Origin of the sequence: Streptomyces luteireticuli, assembly GCF_041519305.1 — a bacterium.
GTDB classification, from domain to species: domain Bacteria; phylum Actinomycetota; class Actinomycetes; order Streptomycetales; family Streptomycetaceae; genus Streptomyces; species Streptomyces luteireticuli.
Window position 1 is genome coordinate 4,573,013 of the sequence record NZ_CP167927.1, and the last position, 24,503, is coordinate 4,597,515.

Annotated in this window: 28 protein-coding genes and 1 pseudogene; 20 read left to right on the plus strand and 9 right to left on the minus strand. The window is 67.7% G+C overall.

Annotated elements, in window-relative coordinates; genetic code table 11:
- The first annotated feature begins 82 nt into the window (after positions 1–82).
- The 4 genes from AB8735_RS20370 (at position 83) to AB8735_RS20385 (ending at position 3,769) form a co-directional block, all read left to right on the plus strand.
- The gene (locus tag AB8735_RS20370) at positions 83–1,150 is read left to right on the plus strand and encodes an alkene reductase (protein WP_372408705.1); all 1,068 of its coding nucleotides are present in this window, start codon (positions 83–85) and stop codon (positions 1,148–1,150) included.
- 188 nt (positions 1,151–1,338) lie between these two features.
- A complete protein-coding gene (locus AB8735_RS20375) occupies positions 1,339–1,929 on the plus strand; it encodes a nuclease-related domain-containing protein (RefSeq protein ID WP_372408706.1) in 591 nt (196 codons plus the stop codon).
- Between the two features lie 436 nt (positions 1,930–2,365).
- Positions 2,366–2,644, plus strand: coding sequence for a hypothetical protein (locus tag AB8735_RS20380; protein WP_372408707.1), 279 nt, complete (start codon positions 2,366–2,368; stop codon positions 2,642–2,644).
- A gap of 714 nt (positions 2,645–3,358) precedes the next feature.
- Entirely contained in the window at positions 3,359–3,769 is a 411-nt protein-coding gene (locus tag AB8735_RS20385; protein WP_372408708.1) for a hypothetical protein, read from the plus strand.
- A 74-nt stretch (positions 3,770–3,843) separates the two neighbouring features.
- On the opposite strand, the gene AB8735_RS20390 is transcribed toward AB8735_RS20385, so the two are convergent.
- The 3 genes from AB8735_RS20390 to AB8735_RS20400 all read right to left on the minus strand — a co-directional run bounded on the left by AB8735_RS20390 (position 3,844) and on the right by AB8735_RS20400 (position 7,230).
- Entirely contained in the window at positions 3,844–4,977 is a 1,134-nt protein-coding gene (locus AB8735_RS20390; RefSeq protein ID WP_372408709.1) for a hypothetical protein, read from the minus strand.
- 688 nt (positions 4,978–5,665) lie between these two features.
- Positions 5,666–6,235 (minus strand): hypothetical protein, encoded by a 570-nt coding sequence (locus tag AB8735_RS20395; protein WP_372408710.1) that lies wholly within the window; start codon positions 6,233–6,235, stop codon positions 5,666–5,668.
- Between the two features lie 236 nt (positions 6,236–6,471).
- Positions 6,472–7,230, minus strand: coding sequence for an FkbM family methyltransferase (locus AB8735_RS20400; protein WP_372408711.1), 759 nt, complete (start codon positions 7,228–7,230; stop codon positions 6,472–6,474).
- Positions 7,231–7,628: 398 nt separating this feature from the next.
- On the opposite strand from AB8735_RS20400, the gene AB8735_RS20405 reads away from it, so the two are divergent.
- Positions 7,629–8,303, plus strand: a complete 675-nt coding sequence (locus AB8735_RS20405) for a hypothetical protein (protein ID WP_372408712.1) — start codon at positions 7,629–7,631, stop codon at positions 8,301–8,303.
- A 711-nt stretch (positions 8,304–9,014) separates the two neighbouring features.
- On the opposite strand, the gene AB8735_RS20410 is transcribed toward AB8735_RS20405, so the two are convergent.
- The 4 genes from AB8735_RS20410 to AB8735_RS20425 form a co-directional block, all read right to left on the minus strand.
- The gene (locus AB8735_RS20410) at positions 9,015–9,767 is read right to left on the minus strand and encodes a GntR family transcriptional regulator (RefSeq protein ID WP_372408713.1); all 753 of its coding nucleotides are present in this window, start codon (positions 9,765–9,767) and stop codon (positions 9,015–9,017) included.
- A 3-nt stretch (positions 9,768–9,770) separates the two neighbouring features.
- Positions 9,771–9,995, minus strand: a complete 225-nt coding sequence (locus AB8735_RS20415; RefSeq protein ID WP_372408714.1) for a hypothetical protein — start codon at positions 9,993–9,995, stop codon at positions 9,771–9,773.
- The gene (locus AB8735_RS20420) at positions 9,995–10,177 is read right to left on the minus strand and encodes a hypothetical protein (protein ID WP_372408715.1); all 183 of its coding nucleotides are present in this window, start codon (positions 10,175–10,177) and stop codon (positions 9,995–9,997) included. Before AB8735_RS20420 ends, AB8735_RS20415 begins: the two co-directional genes overlap by 1 nt.
- A 213-nt stretch (positions 10,178–10,390) precedes the next feature.
- A complete protein-coding gene (locus AB8735_RS20425; RefSeq protein ID WP_372408716.1) occupies positions 10,391–10,672 on the minus strand; it encodes a hypothetical protein in 282 nt (93 codons plus the stop codon).
- A gap of 155 nt (positions 10,673–10,827) precedes the next feature.
- Here AB8735_RS20425 and AB8735_RS20430 point away from each other — a divergent pair, with 155 nt between their 5' ends.
- Positions 10,828–11,553: a GntR family transcriptional regulator gene (locus AB8735_RS20430; RefSeq protein WP_372408717.1), complete on the plus strand. Its 726-nt coding sequence runs from the start codon at positions 10,828–10,830 to the stop codon at positions 11,551–11,553.
- Here AB8735_RS20430 and AB8735_RS20435 read toward each other — a convergent pair.
- Positions 11,543–12,298 carry a glycosyltransferase family 2 protein gene (locus AB8735_RS20435; protein WP_372408718.1) on the minus strand — a complete coding sequence of 252 codons (756 nt, stop codon included), beginning with the start codon at positions 12,296–12,298 and terminating at the stop codon, positions 11,543–11,545. The two genes, AB8735_RS20430 and AB8735_RS20435, sit on opposite strands and share 11 nt — an antisense overlap.
- Before the next feature lie 5 nt (positions 12,299–12,303).
- A complete protein-coding gene (locus tag AB8735_RS20440; protein WP_372408719.1) occupies positions 12,304–13,092 on the minus strand; it encodes a GntR family transcriptional regulator in 789 nt (262 codons plus the stop codon).
- A 366-nt stretch (positions 13,093–13,458) separates the two neighbouring features.
- On the opposite strand from AB8735_RS20440, the gene AB8735_RS20445 reads away from it, so the two are divergent.
- The 14 genes and pseudogenes from AB8735_RS20445 (at position 13,459) to AB8735_RS20510 (ending at position 24,497) form a co-directional block, all read left to right on the plus strand.
- Positions 13,459–13,833 (plus strand): hypothetical protein, encoded by a 375-nt coding sequence (locus AB8735_RS20445; protein WP_372408720.1) that lies wholly within the window; start codon positions 13,459–13,461, stop codon positions 13,831–13,833.
- A gap of 86 nt (positions 13,834–13,919) precedes the next feature.
- The gene (locus tag AB8735_RS20450) at positions 13,920–14,204 is read left to right on the plus strand and encodes a hypothetical protein (RefSeq protein WP_372408721.1); all 285 of its coding nucleotides are present in this window, start codon (positions 13,920–13,922) and stop codon (positions 14,202–14,204) included.
- A pseudogene (locus AB8735_RS20455) lies at positions 14,204–15,019 on the plus strand (hypothetical protein); the annotation flags it as partial. The gene AB8735_RS20450 and the pseudogene AB8735_RS20455, both read left to right, overlap by 1 nt.
- Positions 15,020–15,345: 326 nt before the next feature.
- Positions 15,346–17,469, plus strand: coding sequence for a recombinase family protein (locus tag AB8735_RS20460; protein ID WP_372404421.1), 2,124 nt, complete (start codon positions 15,346–15,348; stop codon positions 17,467–17,469).
- An 11-nt stretch (positions 17,470–17,480) separates the two neighbouring features.
- Positions 17,481–17,951: a hypothetical protein gene (locus tag AB8735_RS20465; RefSeq protein WP_372408722.1), complete on the plus strand. Its 471-nt coding sequence runs from the start codon at positions 17,481–17,483 to the stop codon at positions 17,949–17,951.
- A 160-nt stretch (positions 17,952–18,111) separates the two neighbouring features.
- Positions 18,112–20,199 carry a cell division protein FtsK gene (locus AB8735_RS20470; RefSeq protein WP_372411881.1) on the plus strand — a complete coding sequence of 696 codons (2,088 nt, stop codon included), beginning with the start codon at positions 18,112–18,114 and terminating at the stop codon, positions 20,197–20,199.
- 141 nt (positions 20,200–20,340) lie between these two features.
- The gene (locus AB8735_RS20475; protein WP_372408723.1) at positions 20,341–20,592 is read left to right on the plus strand and encodes a hypothetical protein; all 252 of its coding nucleotides are present in this window, start codon (positions 20,341–20,343) and stop codon (positions 20,590–20,592) included.
- A 23-nt stretch (positions 20,593–20,615) separates the two neighbouring features.
- Positions 20,616–20,804 (plus strand): hypothetical protein, encoded by a 189-nt coding sequence (locus AB8735_RS20480; protein ID WP_344018998.1) that lies wholly within the window; start codon positions 20,616–20,618, stop codon positions 20,802–20,804.
- 18 nt (positions 20,805–20,822) lie between these two features.
- On the plus strand, positions 20,823–21,071 hold the full coding sequence (locus AB8735_RS20485) for a hypothetical protein (RefSeq protein ID WP_372408724.1): 249 nt from the start codon (positions 20,823–20,825) through the stop codon (positions 21,069–21,071).
- An 86-nt stretch (positions 21,072–21,157) separates the two neighbouring features.
- Positions 21,158–21,817, plus strand: a complete 660-nt coding sequence (locus AB8735_RS20490; protein ID WP_372408725.1) for a hypothetical protein — start codon at positions 21,158–21,160, stop codon at positions 21,815–21,817.
- 9 nt (positions 21,818–21,826) lie between these two features.
- The gene (locus AB8735_RS20495; RefSeq protein WP_372408726.1) at positions 21,827–22,165 is read left to right on the plus strand and encodes a hypothetical protein; all 339 of its coding nucleotides are present in this window, start codon (positions 21,827–21,829) and stop codon (positions 22,163–22,165) included.
- A gap of 87 nt (positions 22,166–22,252) precedes the next feature.
- A complete protein-coding gene (locus tag AB8735_RS20500; protein ID WP_372408727.1) occupies positions 22,253–23,143 on the plus strand; it encodes a bifunctional DNA primase/polymerase in 891 nt (296 codons plus the stop codon).
- A complete protein-coding gene (locus tag AB8735_RS20505) occupies positions 23,140–24,153 on the plus strand; it encodes an AAA family ATPase (RefSeq protein ID WP_372408728.1) in 1,014 nt (337 codons plus the stop codon). The genes AB8735_RS20500 and AB8735_RS20505 overlap by 4 nt, the downstream gene beginning before the upstream one ends.
- Complete coding sequence (locus tag AB8735_RS20510; protein ID WP_372408729.1) at positions 24,150–24,497, plus strand: helix-turn-helix domain-containing protein; 348 nt, start codon at positions 24,150–24,152, stop codon at positions 24,495–24,497. Before AB8735_RS20505 ends, AB8735_RS20510 begins: the two co-directional genes overlap by 4 nt.
- Positions 24,498–24,503: the final 6 nt, after the last annotated feature.

Consider the following 24,503-nt stretch of genomic DNA (forward strand, 5'->3'; position numbering starts at 1 on the left):
ATTATGTTGGCTGGCCAAATAATGCGCTACAGTGGCGCCACGCCGATCGATTGGTCGGCCAAGTAATTTGGAGGGCTCCGTCATGACCAGCGCTTTCGACCAGATCACCGTCGGTGGGAACCAGCTCGCCAACCGCATCGTGATGGCTCCGATGACCCGCAGCCGGGCGGCCGACGGCGGCCTGGTCACCGAGCTGACCGCCGAGTACTACGCCCAGCGCGCCTCCGCCGGCCTGATCGTCACCGAGGGCGTCCAGCCCTCCGTCGTCGGCCAGGGCTACCCCTTCACCCCGGGCCTGCACAGTGCCGAGCAGGTCGTGGCCTGGCGCAAGGTCACCGACGCCGTGCACGCCGAGGGCGGCCGGATCTTCGCCCAGCTGATGCACACCGGCCGCATCGGCCACCCCGTTCTGCTGCCCGACGGGCTCGTCCCCGTCGCCCCCTCGCCCGTCGCCGCGGAGGGCCAGGTCTTCACGGCCGAGGGCCCCAAGGACTACATCGCCCCGCGCGAGATGACCGAGGACGAGATCCGGCAGACCGTCGCCGACTTCGCGAGCGCCGCCCGCAACGCCGTCGAGGCCGGCTTCGACGGGGTCGAGCTGCACGGCGCCAACGGCTATCTGATCCAGCAGTTCCTGGCGACCAACACCAACCTGCGCACCGACGGCTGGGGTGGCTCGATCGAGGGCCGCATCCGCTTCGCCGTGGAGGTCGCCGAAGCGGTCGCCGCCGAGATCGGCGCGGAGCGCACCGGCATCCGCCTGTCGCCCGGCGGCACCATCAACGGCATCCACGAGACCGACACGCGCCCCACCTACGAGGCGTTGGTCGCCCGCATCGCCCCGCTGGGCCTGGCCTACCTGCACATCATGGAGCCCGGCGACCGCGAGCTCACCGTCGCCCTGCGCAAGCTGTTCGAGGGCCCCTTCATCCTCAACCCCTTCACCGAGGGCCGGCCCACCGGCCCCGAGGACCTCGCCCTCGTCGAGGACGGCACCGCCGACCTCGTCTCGTTCGGCGGCCTCTTCCTCGCCAACCCGGACCTCCCCCGCCGCCTCGCCGCCGGCGGCCCGTTCAACACCCCCGACCGCTCCACCTACTACGGCGGCGACGCCAAGGGCTACACGGACTACCCGACGCTGGAGGGCTGACGCCCGCGGCACGTGCCGGGCCGCCGAGTGTCCTCGGCGGCCCGACGTCCTGTCGCAGTCCGCTCCGTGATCGTCACATCGTGTGCGAGGGCTGCTGCCGTGAGCAGTGGCTGGCCGCTCGACGGGAGGCCCGCCGGTGGGAGGCGGCCGGCTAGGACGAACGGAGCGTCGTAGCCCAGCTGTTGGTCTTGACCGAACGGGACCGGCGACTCCCTGCGGACCGGCGCTGGCCGGGTACGCGCGCGGCCAACGTCGACATGCTCCTGATCGGCCCGGGAGGCGTCTTCGCCATCGACGTCAAGAACTGGCGGGCGGCACCGGAGGTCGTGAAGGGGAGGCTCTGGGCCGGCGGCTGGGCCTGGGACGGGCATGTCGGCAAGCTACTGGACGTGACGAAGTCGGCCGAACGCGCGGTCGGATCCCACGGATTGTCGCCGGTCGCCGTCCAGCCGCTCATGGTGTTCGCCGGCCGGCGCCTGGACGCCCGGCTGGGCAGCATCCGGCTGCTCGGCGAGCGGGAGGTGGGGCCGGTGCTGCCGGCTCGGCCCGCGGCAGGTCCGGGAGATCGCCGACCGGCTGGAGCAGGTCTTCCCCGGATACGAGGAATCGACCGTCGGCGAGACCGCGAAGGGCAGCCCGAGGGCCCAAGAAGAGGGCGCCGAAGGGCTTTTCGACGTCGACGGGTAGCGCGATGCCGTCCTCGACGAGGCGCACCGCGCCCCGATCGAGCGGCGGATGACCTTCCTCCACCCCGACCAGGTCGCACTCGTCCGCCGTGAACGGGGCGGCCCGCCCGGGTCAGCGGCCCGGTCGGCACCGGCAAGACAGTCGTCGGCCTGCACCGGGCGGCCCACCTGACCCGTCGCCCACGAGGGCCACGTCCTGTACGTGACCTTCGCCGACAACCTGCCCCGTGTGCAGGGCACTTTCCTGAGTGCCATGTGCCCGGCGGTGGCGGACCGGGTCGACTTCGGCAGCCTGCACTCCTGGGCCCGGAGTGCAGGCTGCATGGCGACAAGGCGGAAACCGCGTTCAGCCTCGCCTGGAAGTACGTCGGGCGGGGAGGCAGGCCGGTCGAGACAGACCCTGCTCCCGGTTACTGGAGCGAGGAGATCGACTACGTCGTCAAAGGCGCGGCATCACCTCCTTCGAGGAGTACGCCACCGTCCACAGGCGCGGCGCCGCGCCAGTCTGCAGCGAGTCCACCGGCAAGCGGTGTGGGAGCTGTGCGAGGCCTACGAGCGGGACCGGACGAAGCGCGGCGTGCACGACTTCAACGACGTCCTCTCCCCGGCTTTGGCGGAGGTGGTCCGCAGCGCCGAACGCCCGCCGTACAGCGCCGTGGTCGCCGATGACGCCTTCGACGGCCTGCGCAGCTCGGGGCGAACCTGCGGCACGGGTGTTTCCGGGAGAGGTCCGTGGTCGGAAGAGGCCCGCGGTCCCCACGTCAGCGCGTACATCCCTTCGGCGCGAGCTCGGCACGGCATCCCGTAGGGACCGGACACTCCTGAGATCTGATCACCGGGACTCGTGGCGAGGGCTCCGGGCACGACTGCACCAAGATCCCTACATGTGACCCGCATCTCACGGTTGAGTGCCATGGCGCGGAGGCGCACTTCGAGTGTGGGCCGGGGAGCCGGCTTGGGGCAGGGCTCCCCAAAAGGCTCCAAACGGCCCCAGAAACGAGTCAGAGCCTTGACCGACTGAGTCGATCAAGGCTCTGACTAGGTATTTCACCTGTCGGGGTGGCGGGATTTGAACCCACGACCTCTTCGTCCCGAATGAGGTCCGGAGATGGCCGTGTCCTGCGTTGGCCACCTTCGCCGCTGGTCGGGCCGTTGGTTTGAGCTGGTCTGGTGTGGCGTTCCGAGCGGCGCCTTGCAAGATCTTCTCCCCGGTTTCTCCCAGCACATCGACTCGCAGAGGGAGACGAGCTGCCGGGCGCAGGGCTGGAGCGCCCTCCTTCGCCAGCGCATCGCCACCCCCTGAAGCCTTGATACAAGGGTGCGCGAGAACGCAGTTACTTCGCCGCGTTACCGGTAGCTCCGCCTCTGAGGGCAGTGGCTCCCAAGGCTGGCGGTGGGAGTGAGCCCTTGCCCCAGTCCCTCACGGAACGCCACCAGGGCAGGCAGGCGCCCGCAGCGCCACGTCCACGGCTGGCTATCCTGAGGCACAGCCTGGAGCGCAATCATCCGTTTGGAGTCGGCAGTGTCGAAGCAGATCCGCAGGTACCTTCCTGTTGTCCTCTCTGCTTCGATCGCCCCGTGGCTGGTCTGCACTCTCATCTTCATGGGTGAGAGCGTTGTCCTGTTTGGGGACGCTGACGGAACGGCGTCCACTCTGCTGGCTGGCCCGCTGCTCCTGGTTCCGGTACTGATCGCCGCTCTCGTGTCGGTGACCGTTGTCGTCTTCCGGCGCTTGGGACGCTTGCGCCGTGACCAGTGGCCGCTGGCGGGACTTGTCATCTGCCTAGCTGCGTGGGTCACCCACTTCGCCGTTTCAGCTGCTTTGTCGGTCGGCGGTGGCGGGGCAGGGATGGTTGCGTGGGCCCTGTTCACCGGCTACCCCATCGTTGTCTTTTGGTTCACCACCTACGCCTGGCGCAAGACCATCCACTAACTCCTGTAGACACCGCAGTGGGCTTCCATGGGCACCCGGCTTGTGGAAGCCCACTGGGTCCTGCAGGGGAGGGGTTAGTTGTAGTGCCCCGTGTAGCCGGTCAGGTCGGCAGGTTCGCATCCGGCCGATCCCACCAGGCAAAAGGGGCTGGCGTACTTGCGCTTGTAGACATCCGTCACCCGACCACCGTTGTAGATGTACATGTAGTGGTTCGGCATCAGCCGGTGAACCCCCGATCGGATTTGCCAGTCACCGTTGCTGTATACGCGGAACTGCATGGCACCGGAGATCGCGTTCCCCATTGTCATACTGCCGCAGAACGGGTTCCTTGCTTGTGTCGACAGGCGCATGTCAATATAGTTCGACCCGTTGCCGAGCTTCCTGGCGAAGCTTTCGTTGGATGCCGTCTTTTTGGCGACAAGCTTTCCGTTCTTGTCGTAAACGTGTGTCGCTCCGATACTTGTGTTCCCCTCGACTGACTTGTTGCTCCATTTGATCGTCGCGCTGACAGATGTGCGATAGCGCGAGTTTTTCCAGTCGAAGCCGCGGTTGTCGCCGCCGAAGGTGTACCCCTTGCCGTATGTGCACACGGCTTTGCCACCCACCGTCGGCGCAGCTAGCCGGGCCTCAGGGATGAACGTCGTCCACGTGAGCGTGGTGGTGGACGCTGCGGCTGCTGCCTTCCCCCGAGCTGCTACCGAAGCCCGCATCGCGGTGAGATCCGACTCGCCCTTCGCCGTGGTGGGGACGGTAACTTGCAGGCCGAAGGTGCGGGCCTGGGAGTGGTCGCCGACCAACTCAGGAATGATCCGGTACTGATACTTCGCGCCCGGTACGACATGCGTATCGCGGAAGCTGGACGAACCTGCCTTTAGCTCGGCCACCGGCGTGCCTTCGCGAACCACTGTGTAGCGGGCATTCTTCGAGTACGACTTCCAGGCCAAATCCACGAAAGAAGGGCTCGTCGCACTGAGAGCCCCGTCGTCCACCATGGAGCTGTCCACGACGGCGGTCTGACCCGAGGGAGAGACGCGCACGCTGAAGCTGGAGACCATTGGCTTCGCGGCCGCCGCGCTACGCGGTGCTGCACCGGTGACATCGCGGTAGGACAGTGCGTCCAGTCCGAAGGCGGCCTTCGGGGCAGAGGAGCTCGGCGCAGGTGCGCCGGACGCGTTGGTAACGGTGGTTCCGAGTAGTGCGAGTGGCACGGTCAATACTGTGGCCAGGCGGGGTATGGGAAGTCGATTACGAAAATTATGCAAGGGTGTTCTCTGTTCTATTAGAATGCGGGGCCGCCTCGGCCAACTGCCGGGTGCGGCTCAAAACGATCCGTGTCTGGTCAGATTTCAGGGCATGGCCACTGAAGGTGGTGTTTGGTCCTCCTCGAAATGCCAACGGCCTTACGGTGAGATGCTGCAGGTATGGGAACTCTTTGAACTCGGAAGAGTGATATCACGCACTGAGGCGCCCAGCCTAGAGTTCAAATTTCCACTAATCGCTCCGCTCTGGACGTTGAGGTGCTGTGACGGGACGTCAAGTCCGTTGTATAAATCAAGATTGACGGAGCGTCATGACTGCCCCTTGCGGGGGTGTGATGTGTCGCGCCTCACATTCCAGGTCCTCGATCTTCAGGGTGATCGGCCCTCTCGGCGGCCGTCGCTGTTCATTCACGGGGCCGTGATCGCGGTAGCCGTCTTCTGCCCCTCCGCGGTGTTCTCGCCGTAGGTGCTCCACTGGAAGCCGCTCCCGTGATACGGGCATTGGGGCCTCGCTGTCGGGGTTGGTATAGCTGAAGAAGCCGAAAATCTCTCCAACCTCGTAGATCTGAGAATGGCGGATCATGTAGATCCGTCCGATTGAGCAGTAAGCCATCGAGACGGCCTGGACTGAACGTCTTCACGAGCCCTGATGGCCGTTCTCTCGACGTGCAGGTGGCAGGAGGAGATCTCTCTCTGGGTGGCTGCTACCTGTGACGCTCCCGCTGACACCGAGGTCCTGACGGGCAGCCTCGTGGAAGTCGTTGACCGCACGGAAGGCGGCACGGTTGCGGGCGCGCCAGTCATCCAGGGTGCCTGTGGTCTTGCCGGTCGCCTGCCAGTCGACTTCAAGCGCACGGGCATTGAGTTCGTGAGCGGCCTCCACGACCTCGTCTCCGCCGAGGAGCATGACACGCTCGAAGGCGCGGCCTCGTAGACGGCCGGCCTCTGCCATCCCTTCAAGTAACTCCAGCTCGGTCTTCTCGGTCTCTCGGAGGCCTTCTCGGGACTCGTACAGCTCGACTGCGAGGAAGACGCACGACCGCATCCTGTCGACGTACGTCTCGTAGGCGTCGAGCTTCTTGCCGTCCCACCGGGTCAGCATGGCCTGGCGGTGGCGCTGCTTCTCCACCCGGTGGTTGGTGAAGTGGGTCGTGAGCGCACCTAGGACGACTGCGGCGATCGTTACGAACTGCTCGACGGCGTCCAACGCCTCCGCCCCCAAGGGAGAAGGCATGTAGATGACTTGAGGATCTCAGGGGAGTTCGTACGCCTGTGCTGGAGGCGGGGAGAAGGCTGAAACACGCAGGAGGTGGGGGCTGCTGTCGTGAGTCTGCCCAGTTCAGGGCCGTGGCGTGACAGCGTGACCGCTGTGACACCACCACTGTTTCAGCCGCTTTGGTGGTGGAGGTGGGTAGTGCTCAGGCTCATCAACGATCCGTTTTTTTAGGGGAGTTCTGCGGCATCGATGAGGGATAGGACTACATCCGTCTGGGACGCGATCGGGCCGCGAAGACGGGTAGGGACGGACCGTCGCTGCAGCATCACTGGGTAGTCCTCGGGCATGTACGAGTTGATCAACCGGTAGGGAGAGAGCCCGTGCTGCAGGAAAGGCTCCAGGAGCTCGGCGGCTGACGTGCCAGCCGTTGCCAGCCGCTCCGGGCTGATCTCGACGACGATCTCACAGCTCGGGTGCAGGCGGCCCAGTAAGGGAGCGAGGCCCTGTAGCACGTCGCTTTCGGCGCCCTCAACGTCGATCTTGATGAGGCGTGCACGTTCCAGTTCGTCGGCGGTGACCGCTTGGGCCAGAGGCAGTCCGGGGACGGTCACCTCTGCTTCATGGCGGGCTGGCTTCAGCATCGTCGTGGCGCCCAGGTTGCCGGAGTGGGGGGTGTACAAGGTGACTTCACCCGGCTCAGCTGTCACGGCCGCTCGCACGGGACGGACGTTCTCGCAGTGGTTCAAGGAGAGGTTGGCGAGCAGTTCCGCGTGAAGTCCTGGTGCGGGCTCGACCGCCACCACCCGGCCGGCCGGGCCGACGAGGTGGGAGGCGAGGACGCTGTAGTACCCGAGGTTGGCGCCGATGTCGATGAAACCGTCGCCTGGCCGCAACCTCGAAGCGATAAATGCGGAGACGTGCGGCTCCCAGACCCCAGAGGTATAGATCGTCCTCGTGATCAGGTCTTCCGTGGTGCGGGCTCGCATACGCAGACCATGACGTGTCCTGATGACCCTGGTTGAGCGGGGGTTCTTGCGTAGGCCCACGTCGAGCCATTCCTGCAGCAGGGCCTTCTTGAGCGAGATCCCCGGTCCGTAGCGGACGTACCAGCGAGCCGCGACCAACAGGGGCGTCCAGGGCGGGGGAACGAGGTGAGTCTGGGAAGGCGGCGGGCGCATCGCTCCAGGGGGCATGCTCCTGACGGTACGAGCCCCTGGTTACTCCAACAAGATCTGAAGGGTGTTGACCCTGCGGGCTGGGCAGCACTCATTTTGTGAGCCAATCGGACGCTGGCCCTTCCCGGTCCCTGGCCCTCCTGCAGGCCCGGACCCGAGCCATCCTGAACACGGCAGACCCCTCTTGGCCGGGTCGCCTGGCAGACGACTTGCGCTGGCTCGACGCGGACTGGCGGGAGTCATCCGAGGTCTGTGCGGATGCAGCTTGGGCTGCCCGCGCGCAGGGGAACAGCGTCCTCAGCAGCCTGAGTCCAAGCCAGGTCACTTCCTCTGACCTCGATCCGGTCACCGCCCGCACTTACCGGCATCTGTACCTGAACGCCCTCCGATATGACATTCGCTGCCCCACCCTTCAGGCATTCATTGAGCAACTCGTGGACTCGGGAGTCCAGCCACTGGATTGCTACAGCCGTGCCCTTTACGCCTTCGCCTTGCTGGCTCAGTCCCACCCGGAAGGGCCTGGCCTCATGGACGAACTTCTTGGCGAAGTCGGTGCACACGCAAAGACTCTGCACGTTTTGCTCCATGGCCTGTGGTTGGGCCAGAACCTCGACCAGGGAGCGGAACGGATCCTCGCTCTCAGCAGCCAGCCCCCCTTCGACGGTGACAACGATCCGATCGTGCTCTTCCGCGTGGCCGGCGCATTGCGTCGGCTCGGCCGGTATGACGAAGGACTCACGGCCATTGACCAGGCGCTCGATCTTCTGCCGCCTGGCGACGCTCTGGTGGTCGCTGACCTGGTGCGTGAGCGCCTGCTGATCGTTGCTACCCAGGACCTATGTCGTCACCAGCTCGCCCAACCTTTCCGAGGCGCACTGGCGTGACCCCCGGCGTCTCGGGTTGGGCCTTCGACAGTCGCAGCGGCCGACCGTCGTTGGTTTCGCGCTTCGACGGTGCTCTTTCGCTCAGAGATGTAGAACAGAGGCCAGGCTCTCGAAAAACGAGAGCCTGGCCTCTGGGAAGAAACGGGCTTTTACCTACCGTCAGTTGGGGGAGACGGTCTGTTCACTGGGAAGGCGGTGAACGCCTGGAAGGTGTGCGCCTTGAAATGTCGGTCGCCGGTCTCCTCGGCATGCTCCAGGGCCCACTCCTGGACCCTTTTCGGGCTGGAGGAGACAGAGCTCCGCTGCCCGCAGTCGAGGCACTCGCCGGTGTACTGCGTCCCCGCGAAGAGGTCGGGTGTTAGCGCCCAACGAGAAGTCGGTTCGGGGGAGAGGGCTCCATGCACTCGATCAGCGGGCAAACGCTCGCCCCGACTGACCGCTACTCGTGCTACGTCGCGCAGAGCTGCAGCCAGCGGACGAACAAGGAGCTGGAGCTCATCAGGCTTCGCGCCGTCACGGTTGAGTAACCTCTCGACATGGCCGAGGAGTTCGTCGGCCTGGTCGAGCTGATCGCCCTCGATGCGGCACGCGAGGTCGGCGAGAAGCCCGTGCTCGGCCCCTGAGCTGAGGTAACACGGTTTGTTCCCAGGCCCGGCCCAAGGTAGGAGACGCAGCTCGACGTCGGGCGTGTACTCCGCGGTTCGCGATGCGTCACGGAATGAAGTAGTGGGCATTGTCCACCTCCTGTGGACGCGTGGTGTACACGGCCTCTCCGCGGTCGCCGCGGAACGTTAGGTTGGCGACTTCGACAACGGTTCCGCTGGGATTCGTGGACACACGTTGAATCGCCAACACGGGGAGTGTCACGTGGATTTGGAGCGCCTTACCCTCCTCCGTAGTCGGGGGGCGGGCAACGACTCGCTCCACGGTGGACGCAATCGTGAAGCCGTAGGCGGCGTACAACTGCGCGACGTCATCACCCCAGGGGGACGGCTGCGGCATCTTCACCATGCCCAGGGTTTTCGCCATGCTTTGCCTCACGTAGAGGCGAACCAAGCTGTACGGGATCTTCTCTTCGAGGCTGAGGTAGCGATATTCCGTCAGCTGGGTGCCCGGTGCGATGTTCATCAGGGATGCGAGTTCCGAGCAGGCCTCCACCTTGTTGACTTCCGAAACGATCCTGAGCTTGGCCTCAGAAGCCGGGTGTTCCTCCCACAGCCTTCGATCGCTGGAGTACGGGATGCGCGGAAGGGGCAGGGCGACGTAGTTACCGCTCCCGTGCCGTTTGTGCACCAGCCCCTCCGCCTGGAGAACGTGCAGGGCATGGCGCAGCGTGGGGGTGGTGGTGTGGAGGAGGGCGGCGAGCTTCGCCTCGGAGGGTAGGCGATCACCCCTGCGGTACTCACCCTTGAGGATCTTCTCCCGGAGCGTGTCGGCGATCTCCGGGTACCGCGCCGCTGGCATGCGTCACACCCTTCCGGCCGGCTGGACCGGACGCATGGCGAAGAGCCGCGTCCCGGTGCACATCAGGAAGGCCTCGCCGGTGTCGAAGTAGACGCGCTTCCCGCCGCCCGGCATGTTCTGGGCGTGGTCGACCTTGAACTCCCGCTGGCCGATCTCCAGGAGATCACCTCGTCGTACCGTGGCAGCGGTGACTTCGACGAGTGTGAGGACGAGGTTCGGGTGATACATCAGTTCCCCCTCATGGCGAGTCGGCGCGAGTCATTCGCCTGGTGGCACCGGCAGTTGCAGGTCTCGTAGACGACCCCCGGCGTGGGGCGGGTGCCTGCGCGTTCGGGCACCTTGCACTGGTCATGGGTGCCCACCCGGCATTCGACGGACAGGTAGGGGCTGTGTGCGTGGCGGTCGGGCATCAGCGGACCTCCACCTGGAGGCCGCACCCGCTTGCCAACATCGCCAAGAGGTCAACCTCGTCTCGAGGACGCCGACCCTCCGCGCCGGCGGACTGGGTGCCGGCCGGTGTCGGCCTTGTCACCGAAGCGCGGTGGGCGTCGCTGCGGGGTAAGGCCTGCTTCCTGGCCCATACCGGAGCACTGCGGATCCTGGTGAACACGCCTATCAGCTCCTCATGGCTGACGATCACGACCCGTGGCAGCCTCCGCGGCCACGGGGTCTTGCTTGTCGACGGCAGCCCAGACCGCACGGCCGCGTTTCGAACCGGTGACGACGCCCCACCAGTCCGCAGCCGCGAGCGCTGCGGTGAGTGAGTCGAACGCGGCGGCAGAGAGGTCGTCCGGCATCTCTGCCTCGATGTGCACGTGGGTTTCCCGATCAATCACCCGAGGGGCGCATCCTGCGGCGGCGAGGTGATCGGCGACGCGGGCGACACGGGCTTGGGTCGAGGGCACAACGCGTTCCTCCGTCGCTGTGCGGTCACTGACGTGGAAGGCCACCCAGACGTGGTCTAGGCGTTAATCTACGCCTAGACTAACGCTAAGGAGAAGGCTAGGTGCCCAACTTGACATGGGCGCCGCATGTGGAAACCGGGGCCTAGATTTGCCGTATGCGTGAGCAGCCGCCTTACCGCCGTTTCGCCGAGACGCTTCGGAAGCGCATCGATGGCCAAGAGTGGAAGCCCGGCGAACGCCTGCCCTCTCGTGCGCAGTTGGCCGACGAGTACGGCGTAACCGCGGACGTGGTCCGCCGTGCCCAGGAGTGGCTCATCTCGGAAGGCGTGCTCACCGGGCGTGCCGGCTCGGGAACCTACGTGGCGGAACGGCGCGAGCGTCGGAGGCTGGTTCGCTCGCCCGAGCAGGAGCAATGCGCGCCCGACGCGCAGTGGACGTTCGAGAGCCGGACGGACGGGATGGTGCCCGCGTCGCCGGAGATCGCCGCGCGCCTGGGCATCGAAGAGGGTGCCTACTGCGTGCGCACCGCGTACGAGTACCTGGTGGACGACAAGCCGGTGCAGCTCATGACGAGTTGGGAGCCGTACGACCTGACGGTCGGCACCCTTGTCCTCCTGCCCGAGCTCGGCCCCCTCGCCGGCGCGGGCGTGGTCCGTCGCATGGCCGAGATCGGTGTCACCGTGACTGATGTCGAGGAATGGCCCGAGCCCGGACATGCGGATGCCGAGGAGGCGAACCTCCTCGGCATCCAGAAGGGTGCGCTCGTGACGCGGATCCAGCGCACCTACTACAGCGACGACGGGCGGGCAGTGGAGACGGCGGACATCGTCGTACCCGCCGCGAAGTGCCGGATCGCCTACCGGTTCCCGGTCACTCGCTGACGGGGTAGCGCCAGCGGAGGTAGCTCAACTCCCTCGCCCTGGCCTCGACTACGGCCATGCGCGCGTCGCGCTCGGCGGCGTCCGTGTGGGAGGGCTGGCTCGTCGCCTGTCCAGGCCACTTGCGGTAGAGAAGTCCGGCTTCGCGGGTGAAGTATCCGCGGCTGACCGCGTTGAGCGCGAGCAGAAGGCCCGTGTCCTCCGAGGCCGGCAGTGCCATCCACCCGCCGAGGGCGAGGAGGAGCTCGCGCCGCATGCACAGCGTCGCCGGGTGGACCTGCGCGCGGAACCCGTGCTCCTTCCAGTGCTCAAGGACGGCGCCGCGTTCGATCGGCCCCTCGTCCGGGTCCTGGTCGAAGCCGAGGGTGGAGCCGTCGGGCAGGAGGTCCAGGACGCGGGACGTGGTCCAGCCGATCGTGCGGTCTGCCTCCAGGACGGCCAAGTCGCGGGCGAGCGCCCCGGGCGTCAGCTGGTCGTCGGCGTCCAAAATCTTGATGTAGTCGCCCTCGGCATGGGCCAAGGCGATCGTGCGCGCGACGCCGGGGCCGCCCGGCCGGCCTTGCCGGAAGATCACCCGTGAGTCGTCAGGTATGTGGGGCGCGACCGCTTCACCCTTGCCGTCCTCCTGTACGACCCACTGCCACTCCCATCCCTCGGGGAGCTCCTGCGCGCAGATCGACTTGTAGGCGTCCGGCAAGTGCTGCGCGGCGGGTTCGTGGACGGCGGTAACGATGACGAGCCGGCCCATGCCGGTCACCACCTTTCCAGGGGAGTCGTGAAGATCATTTCGGTGCGGTCGCCCGGGAGCAGGACGTCGGAGATCTCCACGGCTCGGCCGTTGATGTCGAAGGACGTCTTCCGGAGGGCCAGGACCGCCGTGCCGGGCGGGAGTTCCAGCTCTTCCGCCTCTTCGCTCGTCGGCGGGCGGGCGGTGACGCGTTCCTCTATGCGGCCGAGCTCGACGCCCACGGTGTAGAGCTGGTTCTGGGTGCCGCCGGGCCAGGGCTCTTTGGTCTCGTCGAGGAGGTCGGGGTTCTCCTTGACCAGGTCGCGGACGAGGTAGGAGGTGACCAGCGTGAAGGGCGCGGTCTCTACGCGGTACCGCGTCCGGTAGCTGCGTTCGACGAGGTCGGTGCCCTCATCGACACCGAAGGCCTTCGCCAGCTCAGCGGTCGCCTTGACCTCGCGGTACGCGGCGTGGAAGACCAGGTCGGGCATCTCCAGGCCGGTGTCGTGCTCGGTCGCGCCCGTGGATGCGCGCTTCGTCAGCGGTTCGCGGGCCCGGTCCTTCTCCCACTGATGGCGGGTGTTGGTGCGCTGCACGAAGGTGCGGGGGCGCCGGACGAAGTTGCCACGCCCGTGATCCTTGATCAGCAGCCCCTCGGCCTGCAGCACGCGAAGTGCTTCCCGGACGGTCGGCAAGCTTCGCCTGTACTGATCGGCAAGCTTCGCCTCTGAGGGCAGTCGATCGCCGGGGGCCAACTGACCTGTACGGATGGACTGTCGCAGGTCGTCCGCGATGCGTTCGTACGCCGTCGCCATTGAGGATCACCGCCCCTGTCTTGCTCGACCCTCAGCATACGAGTCATTAAGAGGTCTTGACGACCTAGGGAGACCTACGCCATAGTCTGAGCAACTCATTAAGAGGAGTTGAGGACCTGACCTCTTTATGAGTTGCTTGTGCCCGGAGGAAAGCCCGCAGGGGTGAGTACGAAGGAAGCGCCCGTTGCTTGAGAACTGCACAGAGTGCCTGGACGAACGAGTGTTTTTGATCTTCGGCGCCGCTCCGCAAGGTGTGCGGCGCCGGAGGTGATGATCACTCGTCTCCTGATGAGCGATCTCCCGGAACTACCGGGGCGGACTCCCGTCCGTCGCCGGCTTCCTGCCTCTACATCCCATGGGGGATCAATGAAGCTCGCTATCGGCGACGTCGTCCGAGACCGCGCCGACATGGCGCTGGGAACTGTCGCTGGGCTCACCAGCTTCGGCAGCGAGAAGTGCGTGACCGTCCAGCTCCCCGACGGAGGACTTCGTCTTCTGGCGCCGGGCGCCATGGAGGTCGTGGGCCGCCACGTCGTGCAACCGACGGCCGGGCAGGGCATCATCGCCCTGCTCTCCCTCGTCGCCAGCCTGGTCGTTGTGTTCCTCAGCGGCCGGGCCGCCGGAGACCTCGGCGGCGACTGGCTCCTCACCATCTTGTGCGGCCTCGGCGGCCACTACATGGTCATGCTCGCCTACCAGTGGTGGACCCGCTTCACCAGCCCGCGGCGCTTCCGCATCTGACGGCCTCCGGTCAGCGGCGGCAGCCGACGGTCAAGGAAGCCTGCCGTCGCTGACCTCCCGTCCCGTCCAGGACTTTGGAGAGGTCAATGCGTACGTACATCGGTTACCAGGAGGCCGCGAACACCGAGGAGTTCGAGGAACTCGCCCTCGGCTTCGAGAGCCTCTTCCTCGGGCGGCCCGGGGAGTCCGGCGAAGACCGCGCGGCTCGCTCCTCGGCGGCCCGCGACATCCTCGCCGAGCTCTGGGAGGAGAGCCACAGCGACGAGATCGCGTTGCTGAACGCGCTCTATGCGGCCCAGCTCAGTCAGGTCAGCAAGGTCGTCACGCTGAAGAGCAAGGACACGGCCTGGCAGAGGACGAGGGCGGCCTGATGGCCCTCACTCTGCCTTCCTCGTATGCGGAGCCCGCGGTCGTCGTCGCTGCTGTCCTGCCGGTGGTGTGGGGCGTATGGCGGGGCCTGCGGATGCTCAGAAGCAGTCCGATGCTCGGAACTCCGGCGGTCCGCGTTGCCGCCCTGGCGGCGGTGGGCTGCACCGCCTACAGCGCCGACACTTCATGGGGCTTCGCCGGCGACGTCCTGCACATGACCAGCGTGGTGGAGCGGACGGCCATGTTCGCGGCCGCCGAGCTGGCGCTCTTCGCTACGGCGCTCATGGCCAGGCAAAACCTCAACGGCCCGAACGGCGCACCCGGGGCTCCCGGAGTCCTCGTCTGGTTCATCACCGGGGTGCAGATCGTTCCCGCGTACGCCGAGTCCGGGCCGGTCGGCGGCACTGTCCGCGCCGTCGTTGGCCCGGTCATGGCTGCTGTGCTGTGGCACTTGGCCATGGGCATCGAGCTGCGGCACCGGAAGCCGGACTCCGAGTCGTCAAGTCTCGCGGCCGTACTCGGGCGGGAATTGCGCGAGCGTCTGCTCTCCCGGCTCGGTGTCGCCGAGCGCGGCCGCGATGCAGTCCAGATCACCCGTGATCGTGCAACGGTACGGGCCGTTGCGCTCGCCGCGCGCCTCGCCGAGAAGTCGCCCGAGCAGCGGGGCCGGTGGAGGGGTCGACGGACGGCTCGTCGTCTGTCGGTGGCCGTGGCGCAGGCTTCGGTCGGTACCGACCGCGGGCAGCGCCGCAAACTGCTCGAACAGCTCGCGGCCCGTCGCCATGCGACGGCGCTGGCCACTATCCATCGCCCAAGCACACTGCGCATATGGATAGTCACGAGTGTGGACGTGCGCCGATAATCGGTCGTGAGGGCCTGTTGCGGCTGGTCATGGTGGCCGAGCGGCTGGAGGGCCGTGGCGAGGGGGTCGTGGCATGTGCGACGGAGGTGATGTCGGCCCCAGAGGACTGTGCGGCCGGCGTCGGACGAGAGGGTGTGGGCCGGGCTGCCGGAGGTGAACCGGCAGGCGGTGGTGCGGCAGTTGGCGAAGCTGGCTGGCCGCGTGATGTCGACCGCTGCGGCGCCGGGTGAACGGGGCCGGTCATGACAGCGGTGATGCCCTGGGAGAGGGCTGACAGTAAGGTGACCGACCGTCACCTCCTGCGTCTCGCGGCGGTCTATGTCCGTCAGTCCACGCGGCAGCAGGTCCTGGATCATCAGGAGTCGACGCGGCTGCAGTATGCGCTGGTGGACCGGGCGGTGAGGCTGGGCTGGGAGGCGGACCGGGTCCTGGTGATCGACGACGACCAGGGGATGTCCGGGGCGAGTGCGGTGGCCCGGACCGGTTTCCAGCGGCTGGTCACTGAGATCGGCCTGGACCACGTCGGCCTCGTGCTCGGTATCGAGATGTCCCGTCTGGCCCGCTCGGGCAAGGACTGGTACCAGCTCATCGAGTTGTGTGCCCTGTCGGGGGCGGTGCTGGCGGACACCGACGGGGTCTACGACCCGGCGGACTACAACGACCGGCTGCTGCTCGGGCTCAAGGGCACGATGAGCGAGGCCGAACTCCACCTGATCAAGCAGCGGATGTGGAACGGACGCATCAACAAGGCCCGCCGCGGCGAACTCACCTTCCCGCTGCCCTCCGGCTATGTCCGCCGTCCTTCGGGCGAGGTGGTCTTCGACCCGGACGAGCAGGTGCAGACCGTCATCCGCCTGGTCTTCGCGCAGTTCGAGCGGATCGGCACGCTGCACGGGATGCTCCGCTACCTCGTCGACCACGACATCCAGCTGGGCATCCGGCTGCGCGAGGGTCCGGACAAGGGCACCCTGGAATGGCGGAGGCCGAACCGGATGACCCTGCAGACCCTGCTGCACAACCCCGCCTACGCCGGCATCTACGCCTACGGCCGGCGCCGGGTCGACCCACGCCGCAAGGACCCCGCCCGCCCCAGCACGGGCCGGGTCGTCCAGGCAAGGGACGAATGGCTCGTGATGGTCCCCGACGTGCTCCCCGCCTACATCACGGTGGCCCAGTTCGAGGCGAACGAGGCGAAACTCGCCGCCAACCGGGCCCGCGCCGAGACCATGGGCGCCGTCCGCAACGGGCCCGCTCTCGCGGCCGGGCTGGTCTTCTGCGGCCGCTGCCACCGCCGCGTGATCGTGCGGTATCACACCCAGGAGAGCAAGGCCGTCCCGGAGTACGTGTGCTCCCGGGAGGTCACCAACTACGGAGCCGCCAGGACCTGCCAGCTCCTGAACGCGGCATGCGTGGACCGCTTCGTCGAACAGCAGGTCCTGGCCGCGCTCACGCCCGCCGCCGTCGAGGTCTCGCTCCAGGCGGCTGACCAGGTCATGTCCGAGCGGGCCGAACTGGAGAAGCTGTGGGCCCAGCGGCTGGAGCGGGCCGAGTACGAAGCCGACCGGGCCCGCCGCTGCTACCACCTGGCCGAACCCGAAAACCGCCTGGTCGTGCGCCAGCTGGAGAAGGAATGGGAGACCGCGCTGGCCAGCCAGCAGAAACTCCGCGAGGAACACGCCCGCTTCACCCGCACCAGCCCGCGAACCCTCACCCCCGCCGAGCGCCGGACCATCACCACTCTGGCCGGTGACATCAACGGGCTGTGGCATGCGAAGACGACGACGGTCACGGACCGCAAGGAGATCATCCGCGCGATCGTCGACAAGGTCGTCGTCACCGTGGCCGGCACCACCGAACGCGTCACCGCGGTCATCGTCTGGGCGGGCGGCGCCACCACCTCCGGCGAGCTCGTCCGCCCGGTCCAGCGGCTCGACCAACTGTCCTACTACCCACAGCTGACCAGCCGGATCAGGGAACTCGCAGGCCAGGGCACCGGCGCCAGCGGGATCGCCGACCGCCTGGAAGCCGAGGGCTACCGCCCGGCGAAGGGCGGCAAACGGATCACCGCGACCACCATCCGCAACCTCATGCGCCGTCTCGGCTGCCCGGCAGGCCGTGTCCACCGCCACCGCCCCGCACTTCCCGGCGAAGGCCCCGGCCCGGACGAATGGTGGCTCAAACACCTGGCCGCGGAACTGGACATGACCACCTCCACCCTCTACGCCTGGATCAACCGAGGCTGGATCACCACGCGCCGCGAGAGCTCCTGGCCGCACCGGCTCATCGCTCACGCCGGCCAGCAAGAACTTGCCGAACTGCGGGAACGACGGACTCGCCCGCCCGGCTGGTACAGCCGCCGCCTCTGGACCGAGAACGACAACACGCCAGCCGATCCGCATCCATGAGTGCAGTGTGCTTGACACGTCTCGACCTGACGTCGCCCTGGGACGAGCCCGACTCGGACCCGGCAGCGTCCGCACTGGCTTCCCTGGCTCGCAGACAGATGCGGAAGGCGACGGAAGGGATTCGCGAGCGCGGGTATCCGAAGGTGCTGTTCGCTGATGTCGCCCCAGCTCAGAGGGTGAACGCCCGCAACTGTTCACCTGAACACCCCGGTGCGCCCGAGCCGTTGGAGGAACCAGAAGGCGGCCCGGACGTGAAGAAGCTGGGCAGCGGGGAGGCCCAGGCTGCCATCGAGGACGGGTGGGCGAAGGGCTTCTCCATCCGCGAAACCGCGCGACGGGCGACCCGTGCTCCCAGCTACGTGCACAGCGTCTTCGTGAAGCTCGACAGCGACCGCGGTGGTCGCCCGCCGGCCGTGCGCCGGGCCCAGGTGAATGGACAAGACGAGGCCGAACCGGAGAAGGCCGCCTCGGCGAGTTCCTGATCGATCCCTGAACCCAAACTCCGGGCCCGGCCGCTGCTTTGGCGGGTAGGGCCGGGCCCGAATCCCTCCCTGACGGAAGGAACTGTCAGTGAAGCACGACAAGGACGTCGACAACGATCCGAGCAGCAGCCCGGCGGTGGGGACCGCCGGCGAAGGGGCGGTGCTCGACCTCGACAAGGCCCGGTCCGGGCGTGGCGAAGCCGGGTCGGTCGCGCAGGACCCCGACGCCATGGTGATGGTGGACGGGCCGGATGAGCCGAAGACCGGATTCATGGCTCGGCTCGCGAGCACCAAGCGTCGGCCCATCATCCCCCTGTGGATGCGCGACCGGGCCGAGCTGGGGGCTTCCGCGAAGTGGGTGGCCGGGCACTACAGCCATGTGGTCGGGTACCACCTCTGGCGCTCTCCGGTGTACGCGGCGAAGCTCGCTCTCCAAGCGCCCCAGGGTGCCGCCCACTTCGTGGGCGGGACCATGCGGTGGGTGGCCGACGCCGAGGGCGAGCCCGTTCGGCTCGCGGCTGTACGACGCGAGGACGCCGGCGAATACCTCCGGCTCTCGCGGCAGCGCGACGGCCGCGTACGTCTGCGGACTTTTGTCACGATTCTCGCCTCGCTCTTCGGGGCCGGGGCGGCGTTGGCGCTCTACGTACTGGCCCCGGGCTGGATGCAGGCGGTCTCGGCCGGTGCCGCGATCCTGGCTCTGGGGTACCTGGGCACCCCGGCGGACGCTCCCGTGATCACCCGGGCGGTAGAGGCGCCGAAGCTGCAGAAGCTCACCAGCGACATCGTCCTCCGTGCTCTCGGTGCCCTGGGGATCGCGGCCATCAACTCGACGCAGAGCAAAGGCGGAGACGGCTTCACCTTCACCGCGCCGATCACCCGGGACGGTCCCGGCTGGCGTGCGGAAGGTGACCTGCCGTACGGCGTGACGGTCACGGACGTGATCGAGCGACGCGACAGGCTCGCCTCGGGGCTCCGCCGGCCGCTGGGCTGTGTGTGGCCCGAGGCAGTCCCTGACGAACACACCGGGCGACTTGTCCTCTGGGTGGGGGACCAGGACATGGCCAAGTCGAAGCAGCCTGCCTGGCCCCTGATGAAGTCCGGGACGGTGGACCTGTTCAAGCCCGTGGCCTTCGGCACCGACCAGCGTGGCCGGTGGGTGGAACTCACCCTCATGTACATCGCAGCCGTCATCGGCGCGATCCCCCGCATGGGCAAGACGTTCCTTCTCCGCCTGTTGCTGCTGATCGCCGCCCTGGACGCTCGGGCCGAGGTCCACACCTACGACCTCAAGGGCACCGGCGACCTGGATCCGGTCGGCAACCGGATCTCGCACCGACACCGGGCCGGGGACGACGACGAGGACATCGAGTACGCGATCAGCGACTTGCGCGCCGTGCGCCAGGAGATGCGTCGGCGCACGAAGGTGATCCGGTCCCTGCCCCGGGACCTGTGCCCCGAGTCGAAGGTGACCAGTGAACTCGCCTCCAAGAAGGGCCTGGGGCTGCACCCGATCGTGATCGGTGCGGACGAGTGCCAAGTGTGGTTCGAGCACGAGAAATATGGCCGGGAGTTCGAGGAGATCTGCACCGACCTGGTCAAGCGCGGCCCGGCCACCGGAATCGTCCTCCTGCTCGCCACCCAGCGGCCTGACGCCAAGGCCCTGCCCACCGGCATCAGCGCCAACGCCTCGGCCCGCTTCTGCCTCAAGGTGATGGGCCAGTTGGAGAACGACATGGTGCTGGGGACGTCCGCCTACAAGCGCGGCGTGCGCGCCACCATGTTCGCCTGGGCCGACAAGGGCGTGCACTACTTCGTCGGCGAAGGCGCGGACGCCCGGATCGTCCGCGCTGTCTACGCCGATGCTGTGGCCGCCGACCGTATCGCCGTCCGTGCTCGCGCCTTGAGGGAAGCAGCCGGCACCCTGTCCGGCCACGCTCTGGGCGAGGAGCCGGAGGTCGACACAACGTCCTCGTACGACCTGCTGCGCGACATCCTCGCAGTTGTCCCGGTGGCCGAGCCGAAGGTCTGGAACGAAACCGTCGTCGCCCGCCTGGAAGATCTGCGGCCCGACATCTACTCCGGCTGGGCCGCCGAGCAACTGACGGCCTCCCTCAAGCCGTTCGGGATCGAGACCGTGCAGATCGGCCGCCGCATGAACGGCAAGGTCGTCAACCGACGAGGCCTCATCCGAGCCGACGTCGCTGAAATCGTCGCTGAACGTGACGGGAACCAGGAAGCCGGATGACGCGCCGGGGCTGCTATCGCTAGCGGCTCGCCTCGCTAACGTTAGCGGCCCCGCTAGCGCTCAGTACATGCCCTGACCAGGCCGCTAGCGGTTAGCGGCTCTCCGCGTGCACAGCCTGAATTCTCGCTCGGGAGGCCCTTCGTGAGCTCCGCCCTCTCCGCTATACCCGCTGTTCTCTTCGTCGCTCTCGGTTATGCCGCCCTCTGCGCGGTCAGCCCGTTCGGCAACTGCCGCAAGTGCCGGGGCTTCGGCTTCAAGGTCAAGAAGAACCGTCATGGCCGGATCACCCGCGGTCGTTACTGCCGTCGCTGCGACGGCCACGGCAAGCGAATCCGCGTGGGCCGTCACCTCTACAACGCCGCCGTCCGCGTGCATCGCGACGGCACCCGCTGACCGAGCCCGAGGAGTCCTCGCCCGTGTCCTTCTCCATCTCCGCCCTCGTCTTCTTCGGCCTCCTCATGGCCATGCTCGTCCGCTCGAAGGCCCTCGGTGCCGGCTCGGCCGTCGTCGCCGTGCTCTTCGGCTTCTACCTCAGCCGGACCGGCGCGGCCGCGCCGATCGACCAGGTCATGGCGGCCATCAGCCACGCCATCCCCAGCCTCTGACCGCGAAGGAGAACTCCAGTGTCGACGCAGACCAACTCGTCCGCCGTGCGCCCCATTTCGTTGATGGCCGCGGGTGAGCTCAGGGACGCGATGACGGCCATCGAGGAAGGCAAAGGCCCTGCCGCCGTCGCCGCGCTCATGTCGATCGACTCCGCCTCCTGGCAGGCGATCGAGCAGCGCCTTGCCGCTCTCGTGGGCACCGACCTCCGCGAGCTCCTGCTCAAGGTGGCCGGGGACAGTGGCAAGTCGGCGTCGGCCATCGCCTGACGGCTCCCTGTGTGGCCCCGACTTCAGCAAGCCGGGGCCGCGCGGAGGGCCGGACAGACCGGCCGCACTCCACTCACGGAGGACTCATGTCCAACCGTTCCATCAGCTGGTTCCACAGCCTGACCGACAGCGTCTTCGCTCTCGGGGCCGCTGCCCGTGAGACCCGGCTCGCGCACCAGGCGGCCCAGGTCGCCATGTGGAACGTCGAGCCCGCCCGGCTCCAGTACGAAGAGGGCCACATCCGGACCGCGGGCAGGCACATCCACCAGGTCCACCCGCACGCCGTGGCCCTGGGGAAGATCCACGACCTCTGCGCGGCCCATGAGCAGGCGACGGCCACGCTCTACCGGTCCACGGCGAGGATGTACGCCTACGGCACCGCTATGGCTGTCCTGGCCGTCATCAACAGTCAGCAACCGCGCTGCATCGAGTTCGAGCGCGACGAGTTCGGTGAGTACGTGACGCCCATGGGCGAGCTGCCGGACCTCGCGGAAGCCCTCGGGGCGTGGGCCGGGAATGAGCGCCTCGCCGAGCTGAGGCGCAACGTCATCGCCTGCGTACGGGCCGCCGAAGCCGCTGAGGAACTGGCGTCGGACGAGAACCTCGCCGGTCATGAAATGGCCCGGCTGACCGAAGCCCGGAGCCACGCCGCCGGATTGGCGAACAGCTCCTACGCCTACGGCGAGCAGGCCGAGAAGGCCCTCCACTTCCTGCTCATCAATGCCCGCAAAAGCGACCTCTCTTGAGGAGAAGCAATGACGACTGAACCGCACGGCACCACCTTCACCATGGCCTACTCCGACGCCCCGAGCCTCTTCTCCGAGGTCGTCTGGCTGAGGAAGTACGGCCGTGTCCTCGGCAGCCAGGACCGGGAGTTCTTGCTCCGCAAGGCGGCGATGTTCGACAGGATCGCGATCAAGGAGACGGCCCGGCCGGTGATCGAGGCCGTTGAACGGCTTGCCCGACAGCTGGTCGAGCACGACGTGGCCCACGCCGGACTGAGCCTCAGGGGCTCCGAGTTGACCTGCGGTGACGACTACCGCGCGTACGTCCGCCAGGAGTACCTCGCGTGGAGGCGCGCGCAGGACTCCTGAATTCGCCCGGGGCAGCGGCCAACAGGTCAAGGAAGCCCGCTGCCCCGGCCTCCCATCCCGTCCACGGAATCAGGAGGTGCCACAAGGATGCACCACAGCACTCCCCGCCCGCTGCCCCGGGCCGCACTTGACGCGATCGAGCGGGATTGGCGCGTCTTCCCCCTCGTCCCCAACAGCAAGCGCCCGGCCATCCGTTCATGGGAGCTGCGCGCGACGACCGCCACCGCGCGGGTCGTCCGGTGCTGGTCGGCAGGTCGCTTCAACGTCGGCATCGCCACCGGCCCGTCCCGGCTGGTGATCGTCGACCTCGACGTGCCCAAGAACGACCGCGACGTCCCGCCCGTCGACATCCCCTCGGGGGTGACCGACGGCGCGGACATGCTGGCTGTCCTCGCCGAGCGGCACGGTCAGCCGTTTCCCACCGAGACCTACACGGTCCGCAGCGTGAGCGGCGGCACTCACCTGTACTTCGCCGCCCCCGCCGACCTGGAGCTTCGGAACACGGTGGGCACCCTCGGGTGGAAGATCGACACCCGCGCGAACGGCGGGTACATCGTCGGCGCGGGCAGCGAGATCGACGGCAAGCCGTACGTCGTCGTCCACGACGCGCCGCCCGCTCCGCTGCCCGGTTGGCTCGCTGAGCTCCTCCGGCCGGCTCCGCTGCCCCCGCAGAAGCCCGTGGTCGTGAAGCTTCCCTCCGACCGGCGCGGTGCGTACCTCCGTGCGGCCGTCGACCAGGAGCTGGCCAAGGTGAGCGGTTCCGCCGAGCACCGGCACAACGAGGCGCTCTACCTCGCGGCCGTCGCCCTCGGGCAGCTCGTTGCCGGTGGGGAACTGAACGAGATCGAGACTGCCGGATGGCTCCTGGTCGCCGCCCGTCAGGTGGGCCAGGGCGAGCGCGAGGCCCGCGGCACGATCGCGTCCGGGCTGAAGGCCGGCGCCAGGCGGCCGCGCTCGGTCGGGCGGAGGGCCGCGTGAGCGAGAGCGAGTACAGCCTTCCCCACCTCTACTCGTCCCCGGAGCCTCAGCCGCTCCAGCCCGTCCAGCAGCGCATCCGCACGGCGTGGACGGCGGACGAGCTGATGGCGACCGAGTTCCCGGCGCCCCGCTGGGCCGTGCCGGGGATCCTCTCGGAGGGCGTCAACCTCCTCGCCGGCCCGCCGAAGGTCGGCAAGTCCTGGCTGTCGCTCGGCCTGGCCCTCGCCGTCGCGGTCGGCGGCCGCGCGATGGACAGCATCGCCGTTGAGGGCGGGCCGGTGCTCTACCTCGCCCTGGAGGACACCCCGCGGCGCCTGCAGACCCGCATGCGCAAGATCCTCGGCAAGGACCGTGCCCCGTCCTCGCTGACGCTGGCGACTTCGTGCCCGCCGCTGCCGCAGGGCGGGGGAGAGGCCATCGCGCAGTGGATCGAGCGCAACCGCGATGCCCGCATGGTCGTCATCGATGTCTTCGCGAAGATGCGCGGCACTTCGGCACCGGGCGCGTCGGCCTACGACGCTGATTACGCGGCCGTCGGTCACGCCAAGCGGATCGCGGATCACTACGGCATCGCCATGGTCCTGGTGCACCACGTCCGTAAGGCTGGCTCGGACGACTTCCTCGCCGAGGTCTCCGGCACCAACGGCCTGGCCGGGGCCGCCGACGCCACGCTCGTCCTGAAGCGTGCCCGGGGCCAGGCGGACGGGGTTCTCCATGTGACCGGCCGGGACGTGGACGAGTCCGAGTACGCGCTCCGCTTCTACGCGGAGGCGGGTGCCTGGCAGCTCCTCGAAGGCCCCGCCGCCGACCACACCATCGGCGACACCCGGGCCACGATCCTGCGCTATGTCCGCGGGAACCCCGGCGCCAAGCCGAAGCAGATCGCAGAGGAGACCGACCTCGACCCGGCCCTGGTGCGGCAGACCTGCGCCCGCATGGCCAACGACGTCCAGCTCATCAGGAAGGCCGGGGGCTACGTCGTCCCCGGTGACAACGGGGGGCAGGCATGAACAGTCACAGCCGTCACAGCGTCACGGGCGTCACCCTGCCTCATCTCTTCCGTCCGGCGGAGATCGCCGAGGCCCTCGGCTGCTCGGAGTGGTGGGTCAAGGAGCAGGCCCGGCAACGACGGATCCCGTTCACCCGGGCCGGTGGCGCCTACAGGTTCACCGCCGAGCATCTCGTCGAGATCATCGCGATCTTTGAAGAGCGCCCCATTGGGGGCACCAGCCGCAGCGCTGGACATGACGAGCCCGCTCGCACTCAGCGTTCCGGCAAGGCCGTCCCGGCTGTCCGGCTTCGCGCCCGTGCCCCGCGTCGAAGCCAGAGCCAGCGTCCGGCCGTCGGTCTGTAGGGGGAC

What these genes read in the sequence shown, in the direction of transcription:
- AB8735_RS20370 (WP_372408705.1), top strand. Translation starts at nt 83, where the DNA reads ATGACCAGCGCTTTCGACCAGATCACCGTCGGTGGGAACCAGCTCGCC.
- AB8735_RS20400 (WP_372408711.1), bottom strand. Translation starts at nt 7,230, where the DNA reads ATGCGAGCCCGCACCACGGAAGACCTGATCACGAGGACGATCTATACC.
- AB8735_RS20410 (WP_372408713.1), bottom strand. Translation starts at nt 9,767, where the DNA reads ATGCCAGCGGCGCGGTACCCGGAGATCGCCGACACGCTCCGGGAGAAG.
- AB8735_RS20415 (WP_372408714.1), bottom strand. Translation starts at nt 9,995, where the DNA reads ATGTATCACCCGAACCTCGTCCTCACACTCGTCGAAGTCACCGCTGCC.
- AB8735_RS20420 (WP_372408715.1), bottom strand. Translation starts at nt 10,177, where the DNA reads ATGCCCGACCGCCACGCACACAGCCCCTACCTGTCCGTCGAATGCCGG.
- AB8735_RS20430 (WP_372408717.1), top strand. Translation starts at nt 10,828, where the DNA reads ATGCGTGAGCAGCCGCCTTACCGCCGTTTCGCCGAGACGCTTCGGAAG.
- AB8735_RS20435 (WP_372408718.1), bottom strand. Translation starts at nt 12,298, where the DNA reads ATGGGCCGGCTCGTCATCGTTACCGCCGTCCACGAACCCGCCGCGCAG.
- AB8735_RS20440 (WP_372408719.1), bottom strand. Translation starts at nt 13,092, where the DNA reads ATGGCGACGGCGTACGAACGCATCGCGGACGACCTGCGACAGTCCATC.
- AB8735_RS20445 (WP_372408720.1), top strand. Translation starts at nt 13,459, where the DNA reads ATGAAGCTCGCTATCGGCGACGTCGTCCGAGACCGCGCCGACATGGCG.
- AB8735_RS20450 (WP_372408721.1), top strand. Translation starts at nt 13,920, where the DNA reads ATGCGTACGTACATCGGTTACCAGGAGGCCGCGAACACCGAGGAGTTC.
- AB8735_RS20490 (WP_372408725.1), top strand. Translation starts at nt 21,158, where the DNA reads ATGTCCAACCGTTCCATCAGCTGGTTCCACAGCCTGACCGACAGCGTC.
- AB8735_RS20495 (WP_372408726.1), top strand. Translation starts at nt 21,827, where the DNA reads ATGACGACTGAACCGCACGGCACCACCTTCACCATGGCCTACTCCGAC.
- AB8735_RS20500 (WP_372408727.1), top strand. Translation starts at nt 22,253, where the DNA reads ATGCACCACAGCACTCCCCGCCCGCTGCCCCGGGCCGCACTTGACGCG.
- AB8735_RS20510 (WP_372408729.1), top strand. Translation starts at nt 24,150, where the DNA reads ATGAACAGTCACAGCCGTCACAGCGTCACGGGCGTCACCCTGCCTCAT.